The 6,042-nt window shown below is 36.5% G+C and carries 9 protein-coding genes; 5 read left to right on the top strand and 4 right to left on the bottom strand.

The window, feature by feature from the left end; genetic code table 11:
- Positions 1 to 40: 40 nt before the first annotated feature.
- From BDR01S_RS17610 to BDR01S_RS17595, 4 genes are all read right to left on the bottom strand, one after another.
- Positions 41 to 739 carry a Crp/Fnr family transcriptional regulator gene (locus BDR01S_RS17610; RefSeq protein WP_418303033.1) on the bottom strand — a complete coding sequence of 233 codons (699 nt, stop codon included), beginning with the start codon at positions 737 to 739 and terminating at the stop codon, positions 41 to 43.
- Between the two features lie 36 nt (positions 740 to 775).
- Positions 776 to 1,228: an arginine repressor gene (locus BDR01S_RS17605; protein WP_066258714.1), complete on the bottom strand. Its 453-nt coding sequence runs from the start codon at positions 1,226 to 1,228 to the stop codon at positions 776 to 778.
- Positions 1,229 to 1,451: 223 nt separating this feature from the next.
- Complete coding sequence (locus BDR01S_RS17600) at positions 1,452 to 2,324, bottom strand: pilus assembly protein TadG-related protein (protein ID WP_066258713.1); 873 nt, start codon at positions 2,322 to 2,324, stop codon at positions 1,452 to 1,454.
- A gap of 67 nt (positions 2,325 to 2,391) precedes the next feature.
- The gene (locus BDR01S_RS17595; RefSeq protein WP_066363271.1) at positions 2,392 to 2,724 is read right to left on the bottom strand and encodes a DUF192 domain-containing protein; all 333 of its coding nucleotides are present in this window, start codon (positions 2,722 to 2,724) and stop codon (positions 2,392 to 2,394) included.
- Between the two features lie 241 nt (positions 2,725 to 2,965).
- Here BDR01S_RS17595 and BDR01S_RS17590 point away from each other — a divergent pair, with 241 nt between their 5' ends.
- From BDR01S_RS17590 to BDR01S_RS17570, 5 genes are all read left to right on the top strand, one after another.
- Positions 2,966 to 3,127, top strand: a complete 162-nt coding sequence (locus BDR01S_RS17590) for a Flp family type IVb pilin (RefSeq protein WP_066258705.1) — start codon at positions 2,966 to 2,968, stop codon at positions 3,125 to 3,127.
- A gap of 93 nt (positions 3,128 to 3,220) precedes the next feature.
- A complete protein-coding gene (locus BDR01S_RS17585) occupies positions 3,221 to 3,727 on the top strand; it encodes an A24 family peptidase (protein ID WP_066258704.1) in 507 nt (168 codons plus the stop codon).
- The gene (locus tag BDR01S_RS17580; RefSeq protein ID WP_066258703.1) at positions 3,727 to 4,098 is read left to right on the top strand and encodes a TadE/TadG family type IV pilus assembly protein; all 372 of its coding nucleotides are present in this window, start codon (positions 3,727 to 3,729) and stop codon (positions 4,096 to 4,098) included. Before BDR01S_RS17585 ends, BDR01S_RS17580 begins: the two co-directional genes overlap by 1 nt.
- 132 nt (positions 4,099 to 4,230) lie before the next feature.
- Positions 4,231 to 4,833: a Flp pilus assembly protein CpaB gene (cpaB, locus tag BDR01S_RS17575; RefSeq protein ID WP_066258701.1), complete on the top strand. Its 603-nt coding sequence runs from the start codon at positions 4,231 to 4,233 to the stop codon at positions 4,831 to 4,833.
- A 16-nt stretch (positions 4,834 to 4,849) separates the two neighbouring features.
- On the top strand, positions 4,850 to 6,034 hold the full coding sequence (locus tag BDR01S_RS17570) for a CpaE/TadZ family protein (RefSeq protein ID WP_066258699.1): 1,185 nt from the start codon (positions 4,850 to 4,852) through the stop codon (positions 6,032 to 6,034).
- The last annotated feature ends 8 nt before the right edge of the window (positions 6,035 to 6,042 follow it).

Below are 6,042 nucleotides of genomic sequence, written 5' to 3'. Positions count from 1 at the left end.
GGCCATACGCCGCTGAACAGGGCGCTTGCGCTTTTCTTAGTTAGATTTCTTTAAAATATTCCGGGTGATGGATTCTTATTTTTTTGGAGGTAACAGAGATAATCCTTTCTCTTTTTAGTTGATTGATTAATAGACTAACCGTTTCTCGGGTTGTTCCAGATAATTTGGAAATATGGATGGCTGTAAGGGGACAAGGAATAACGATTTCTTTGCCGTCCTTAACGCCGAGATCCTCCATTAAAAATTGAATCGTATGTAAGACACGCTCCTGAGCGTTGGGAATAAGGATTCTTTGGACTCGCTTTTGATGAAGGTATAGAATATCTGAGAGCTTATGTACGATATATAAGAGTTGTCTGGGGTTCGTTTTGAGTATCTCCTCAAGGAAATGGGTCTGAATAAAATATAAATGAACATCGGTAACGGCGATGGCCGTGTCCTGGTATACTTTATCCTGAAATATTCCGCCATAGGGGAACATTTGATTTTTTTTAATAAAATCTAAATAAAGCATATTGCCCTCTTGGCTGCCCCGTTCATACATGACATACCCATCAAGCAAAAAGAAAAATTTGTCACGCGGGTCACCCTGCATAAACAGACATTGGTTTTTCTTATAGCTGCGAAAATAAAAATGGGGAAGATAGGTTTGCAGCTTTTTTGCCGTAAGACAGGAAAAGACATCGAATTGCTGTAAATCAGATAGCACATCCATTTTTATCACAGATGAGTTGAGCATAAAAGTTCTCTCCTTTTCATGTGATTTCTATTCAATTTACGCTTGCAATAGATCGATTTGCTGCTTGAAGCTGACAGCCTCTTCAGGAGACCTGCAAATAATTAAGCACGTATCATTTCCGCAAATGGTTCCTGCTTTACCAGCAATGTCCATGGAATCCAACAGTGCTCCAAACGCATGGGCATGGCCAGGCAGTGTTTTAATGATAATAAAATAGTTAATGACCTCCATGCCAATCAGGGCATCCTTCAATTTATGGCGCAGTTTTTCAAAAATAAAATGATCCTGGTCAATCTTGAAGCTATACTTCGGAGTACCATCTTTGGAAGGAACTTTAATCAGCTTCAATTCGCGGATGTCCCTTGAAATGGTCGCCTGTGTGACCTGTAAGCCACTGCTATTTAGCCATTCTCCTAGCTCCTCCTGCGTCTTAATTTCATGCTCAGAAATAAGTTTTGAAATTGTTTGCAATCTCATCTCTTTATTCATTTGCTATGCTCACTTTCTATAAGATTCTTCATTTCCATCATATTGCCAAATGATGGAGATTGGTATGTATAAATAGTGAACATATTTAACAAAGACAACATAAATAGGACTGAGCCCAAAGTTTGAATTTGAGTTCAGTCCTGTTTAAGTGGAAATTGAAACATTTAGCCTATAAATCTAGTCCAAAAAGAAGAATTCTTATTAAAATTTACTCTAAAAGCATCTACTCAATTAATTTTGGAGAACTAACAATCGGGAAAACGCCCGCAGAAATATCATACACTTTCACAAACTTTAAGGTAACTATTTTGTCTTTAAACTCAATAACTTGACATTCTAGGAGGACAGTATCTTTAAGTGGAATTAGATCACCATTTTTCAATTCTTCCGCACCCTTCTTCTGATAAACACCAGAATCAATTACTTCGTTAGACAAACTAAACATATATACAGTTCTTCCCTTTATCAATATATTATCCAATGCAGCATTTATACTGTTATCTTTACCTTTTTTAAACGTAATAGATCCATCTGCATACTTAACTTTAATACTACTATTATCTTTTGAAATAACTAAATCATCATTATGGATTCTTTCCTTGTCACCAGGATCAACTTTATTCCAACCTTCAAGTATTGTACCCTCTGTATCGTATTTATTATCCAGGTTAATAAAAGGTAATGCTTCCCCAATCCATTTTTTGTTTTGAGCTACAGCACGCACTGATATATCTTTATTCGTAAATCCTAAGACTCTAGCAAAAGTAAATGGAACATTTCTTGTCAGGATAACCTCAATCTTGGTTGGGTCATCTTGATAAGAAGTATCAACAGAAGTAATCTCTAAATGTTTGACTCCATTTTTTTTGGCATAGTCTTCTGCTGTGCTTTTAGCAATATTTTCATTCGGTAAATCCTGCACTCCGGCTAAGGCAGCTGCATCTGCTGCAGACTGTAAACTACTTTTTTGAAAATACATGTTTCCTCCATCAGTAACCAAGGCTGTAAAACCAAGTAACGCTACTATTGATACTGCAAATAAGACAAGTGACTGACCAGACTCTTGTTTGACTAATAATTTTAACTTGTTAAGCATTCCTTATCCCTTCCTTTCTATAAGAAATTTGCCATTATATTTGGGGTAGAGGGTATCTAAGCTTTGTTTAGACTTGCATATTGATAATGCAGCCAACATAGATGCCTAACTGATTAATTGTCCCAGCTGGGAGTTCTAGTGTTGAGTAAGCAGCCTTAACTGGTTTTGTCATTCTCCAAGGCTTCAAACTATGATATACCTTGATAACCTCATTCTGTTTGTTAAGGAGAACAATATCGAGGGGAAACTTCATAAAAAACATATGGATAGCATTACATGGAACTATCCAAAGCCCTTCATCCTTAATAGGATCCTTTCGAAACATTAAACCTTTTAATCTTATAAAAAAAGAATCCGCCAATTTAATTTGATAAGGAATACTAATTACGTTTTCTACCATTCTCACAACTCCTTTAGGCTAATAATCACTATTAGTTCATTATATGCAACATGTAGTTCTTTTGAAAGAACAAAAAACTAAGAAATAATTAGAATAAGAGAGATAAAGGAAGATAAGTACATAAATACTAGTTGAAATGAACTATTTTGAATATTTGCAAGTTAGTATATTTGTCTTATATTTAGAATAAGTTCTTAATATAGAACGATATAAAACGAAAAAATTAGTAGGAGGAATAGAAATGGTACAAAAATTGAAGAACTTAGTTGTTGAAGAAGAAGGGCAAGCATTAACGGAGTATGGATTGATTGTTGGACTTATCGTGATAGGATGTATTGCTTCGATAAAATTAATTGGTCCTAAAGTCGCAAAGTTTTTTTCTGATATTGCTGCCGCATTGTAATAACTGAAGAGGACAGTAATAAAAATCATTTATAACCCTGCTCTTCAGGTGTGAGAAGCAGGGTTTATTTATACAGAATGGAGGGACAATAGCTTGGAAAATATTATTCTAATGATTGTTCTTTTGGTATGTCTGTTTACTGATATCAAATCAAGAAAAATATTAAATATTGTTACATTACCTACTATTTTATTTGGATTGGTCTTTAACATGTATTCCATGGGCATGGAGGGGGTTGTATATAGTGGAGAAGGTTTACTAGTTGGAATAGCTTTACTTATTATTCCTTATTTATTAGGTGGTATGGGGGCTGGTGATGTAAAACTATTGGGAGCAATCGGCGCACTAATGGGATCCAGCTTTGTTTTTTATTCGTTTATTTACACTGCGATACTTGGTGGAATTATTGCGCTTTTACTCATTATTAAAGCAAGGGGTTTTATTAACATAATGAAATCGTTCTTAGTTAATATTGTTTATTTTAGGAGTAATCTAGGCTCGATAATTATATCAAAGGATAAAAAAAGTAGTATCTCTTTTCCATATGGAATTGCTATCGTCCTCGGGACATTTTGCACACTTATCTGGGGTGGGTTTTGATGAAATCAGAAAAGGGCCAATCGCTTGTTGAATTTGCACTAATTCTTCCTCTTTTCCTCATGTTATTATTCGGAATTGTAGACTTTGGTAGGGCCTTTCATGCTTATCTGACAATCGATCATGCAGGAAGGGAAGCGGCTCGGGCTGCTAGCATTGGTAAAGATAATGCTGCTGTGAAGCTAGTGGCAAAGAAGCAAGGGTCTAGTATTGGATTGAATGAAGACAGGGTAGATATTTCAACTGCATCAAGGACACCGGGAACTGATATCACAATTACTATTAACTACCAATTTAATTTTATTACCCCGGTCCTTGGACCATTAGTAAAGACAATAAATTTAAAAGATACCACTGTAATGAGAGTGGAATAAATTCTAATTAATTATGAGAAAAAAGCTGTGTGTAATGATGTTGGTTATCTATTAAAACCCTATAATCTATAACACCGCTTTAATGATAGATGGAAAAATAAATCTTGGGTTTTAAGGGATGAGGAGGACACTATGAACACAAAAAAAATCTGGATAATCTCATTAATATTAGGTTTGGCGGTGGCAGGGGTTGTTTATTTGACGATCATTGATAAAGGGAATTCTTCCACTCCTGCAAGTGCGACCGTCTCTCAGGATAATGCAGAAACGAAGAGTCAAAAGACTCCTGAGGAAGTAGAAAAAGAAAAACAAGCAAAAAAAGATAAAGCGCTTCAGAGAGAATTCACCAATCCAATCGTGGATGTAACAAAAGGAAAGCGTGCAATTTCGATTAGAGTTAATTTAGAAACAGGTGTTTCCGGCTATGTTGCCCCAAATTCAATGGTCGATGTGATTGCCTATGAATCATCGAAAGACGAAAAAAAGGATAAAGAATTTAGATCTGCTGTCCTTGTCCTTGAGAACGTAAAGGTGCTTACCTCAGGTAAATCGTCTGACAACAAGGAGGCTTCCCTTCTTTATGAAACTGTTACATTGGAAGTCACCCCCGAAGAAGGGGTTGTCCTCAGTTTAGCTTCCAAAGATAAAGATGGATTCTATTTAATGCTAAGGAATACAGAGGATAAAGAAACTGGAAAAGCAGGCATAAAGCAAACGAGAGAGGTTATCAAATAGGGGGCAGTGATAAGAAATGAGTATAAACTGGGTCTACTTTTATGAAGAAGATGCTCCGCTTGGAGAAATTAAAACCTATTTAGAAAAACAGCAATTTCAATTAACGTCAACTAGTGAAATTGATAGGCTTCATTCACTTTTAAGCAGGAATAATCAGTCTGTATTATTTTTAGCGGCACATACTCAATTTAACATTTATGATCTTTGTCAGGAAATATCTGCATTATACCCATCTGTTTATATTATCTTGGTTGTGCCTGAAGAAGTGGAAAACCTTAAGAAGGCGATGCTAAATGGGGCCTCAGATACACTTCGTTCTACATATACGCTTGGAGAACTTTCTGAAGCAGTCGCTCATGCGAAGAATTTCATGCATCACCGCTCCAAGATGGAACCTAATTTACACCATCATAAAAAGGAAAAAGCCCGAGTCATTGCTGTCGCGAGCCCAAAGGGTGGAGTGGGCAGGACGATGCTTACTGTTAATCTAGCCGTTGCCTTTTCCAAAATGGGGAAGAAGGTTGCTGTGATTGATGGGAACCTCCAATTTGGTGAAGTAGCTATCTACTATAATATGAAACCGAAAAAAACGATTTATGAATGGGTAAAAGAGGGATATGGCCAAGCCGATTATTCGATCAGCCAATTTATGACACTTGTTGATGGTGGGGTCTCCATTCTAGCTGCGCCACCGCGTCCGGAATTCTTCGAAGGAATTTCAGAAAAGCATATCAAAGACGCCATTGAAGAGGCAAAGAAATCTTTTGATATCGTCTTTATTGATATGCCTGTCTATCTATCTGAAATCCATCTAAGATTTCTCGATTTGGCCGATGAGATCTTATTGCTTACAACTAATGAAATTTCTGTGCTCAGGTTAAGTCAGCTTTATCTTGATACACTAGAATCTATTCAGTTAAAGGATAAAGTAAACCTTATTCTGAACCGACAAGTAAAAAGCCAAGGGCTCGATCTTAAAAAAATTAAGGAAATCCTTGGAGTAGAGGTCTTTTTCACGTTGCCAGAACAAGTAAATGTGGCATCATCCTCGATAAAATCAGGCCAGCCGTTTATGCTTTCGAACTCAAGGAGCCAGCTTGGCAAGGCCGTTTGGAAGCTATCTGATAAGCTTTTTGAACAAAAAAGCGGTGAGATCAATGAGAGTAAGAAAGCTAAAAAATGGTTTAAGGTAGGAAAGTGAGGCGGGAC

The organism is Neobacillus drentensis NBRC 102427 (assembly GCF_001591445.1).
Classification (GTDB): domain Bacteria; phylum Bacillota; class Bacilli; order Bacillales; family Cytobacillaceae; genus Neobacillus; species Neobacillus drentensis.
This window is presented reverse-complemented; position numbering and strand designations above follow the sequence as displayed.